The organism is Streptococcus mitis (genome assembly GCF_003942695.1).
Lineage (GTDB): Bacteria > Bacillota > Bacilli > Lactobacillales > Streptococcaceae > Streptococcus > Streptococcus mitis_BD.
This window is the reverse complement of record NZ_RJNU01000023.1, coordinates 1-2,120: the sequence shown is the minus strand read 5'-3', so window position 1 is coordinate 2,120 and position 2,120 is coordinate 1. Positions and strand designations below refer to the sequence as shown.

Sequence of the window (2,120 nt, the reverse complement as noted above, 5' to 3'; positions counted from 1 at the left end):
AACAAAAACTGTTGATTGACAAAAAAATTCAAGAATTTAATTCTAGTTTTAATGATAAGGATTTTGGAATTCAAGTTGATATTAGAGTATATACAAAGAAGGAAGCGTACTATTACGCAATTAAAAAGAGTAGGGAGCTTCATATTGAGGGAATTGAAAAAGGTTTGTATAATCCTATTGCAGTCGCAACAGGTGGAGCTAGGCCAAAACAATATGAATATACATTATCAACTTTTATAGATAGTGCTAAACTTTTTGAAAAACATAATTTTCAAAATATATTAGACTATTTTTATAAAGACTTTGAACTGAGCACAAGTGTTGGTACTTTTGCATTAGCAAGCTTTCCTCAATTAGAGATGGGGGTACTTGAAAGAACGTTAGGCATTTCGACTAGAAATCACTATAAATTTGGTTTTTACTTCTCAGTCAAGCATCAACTATACGTGATGAAACTGATTGCTTTATCAAAAATACTACAGAAATTCAGTCTAAGAATTGAAGATTTCATTACTTGGTTTTTCGATATTTTCCTGACTAATCAGTACGGTATTGATTGGATACATTTTGATGTGCCTTCAATTTCAGAAACAACGGGAAATAAAACAGCAACACTTTTTAGAATCGAAGAATCATTAAGAAAACAATACAAATTATTGAGTGAAGAAGGGCTTATTGATGTAAATTTATATAATATTACTTCTACTCCTTCAATTGAATCTTTGCAGAGTTTTACTAAAAGAAAATACTCCTCAATGAATAATTCAGATAATAATATTCAACAGATTGTTAATTTATTATTCTCTGACCAAAGTCCTATTCATTTTATTAATGAGGAACACAAAGGAAGCAACTTTAAGGAATTAATTTCACAACAATGCTTGAGTTATGCAAATTTTCATGAATATCAAATAGATTACATAAAACTACTAATAGATGCTGGAATTTGCCAAAATGATACAGGCGTTATATCTTTTAAAGATATGTCCCAAATAAGTCTTTTAGAAAAAATATTCTTATATGGCTCTGTTAATAGTATATCTTTATCTGAATCTGAAAAACTCAGTGCTAATAGGATGCTTGATAATGGATGGTTAATATTTTCGGATACCTTATTTTCAATTCAAGAAATTAATTATTTGAATTTTGTCCTAAATAACAAATCATATGACAATAGCTGGGGAATCAGAAATAAGTATTTGCATGGAGTACCTATTTATGATTCTATTCAGCAATATGAGTATGAATATCATCTCATTCTGCTCATATTAATTTTCTATATTATCAAAATAAATGAGGAACTCAAACATCGTAGTTATTGCTAACCAAATTCATTCACAAATAATATTCTACTGATTAACTATCGGAGCTTTTTATGACTACAATATTCTTTTCATGGCAATCTGACTTACCGAATAAAACAAATAGAAATTTAATTGAGAATTCTATAAAATTAGCATTGAAAAAAATGAACCAAGATTCTCCGTACTCTCTTATCACTGAAATTGACAGAGATACAAAAGGTGTTTTAGGTAGTCCAGATATTGTTGATTCAATATTAACCAAAATTGATAAGTGTGGCCTATTTATAGCAGATATATCAATTATAAACAGTAGTTTAAATGGTAAAAGAACTCCTAACCCTAACGTATTATTTGAATTAGGATATGCAGTAAAGTGTCTAGGGTGGGATAGAGTTATTTGTGTGTTCAATTCTGATTTTGGCGATGTTTCAGAACTACCTTTCGATTTACGTAATAGACGAATTCTAACTTATGAAACATCCAATATTTCCGAAACAAGGAAAAAGTTAGCTGATATATTTAAACAAATAATTGATAAGAATTACTATACTTTAGAACAAGTCCAAGAAGTTAGTGACTTTTATAGTATAAAAATCTATTCATGCTTTATTAATATCATATCAAGAATTATAAAGGTTTTATATGGAAGTGAAACTGTCTGCTCTTTTGAAGCAATTACTAATGTTTTAAATATGACTCCTACAGAAATAAATAGACTACTTTCGCATGAATTGCTGGGTTTTAACTTATTTACAAGCTATGACGAGCAAATTAAAATATTAACAAACGAGTTAGATAGAATCACCTCTATTAATA

1 protein-coding gene and 1 pseudogene are annotated in these 2,120 nt (G+C 28.6%); both read left to right on the top strand.

Annotated features, from left to right (window positions below):
* Positions 1 to 1,325: hypothetical protein (locus D8852_RS09845; RefSeq protein ID WP_125833950.1), on the top strand; the 1,325-nt coding region annotated here is incomplete at its 5' end.
* A 50-nt stretch (positions 1,326 to 1,375) separates the two neighbouring features.
* Positions 1,376 to 2,120: pseudogene (locus D8852_RS09840) on the top strand (nucleotide-binding protein); the annotation flags it as partial.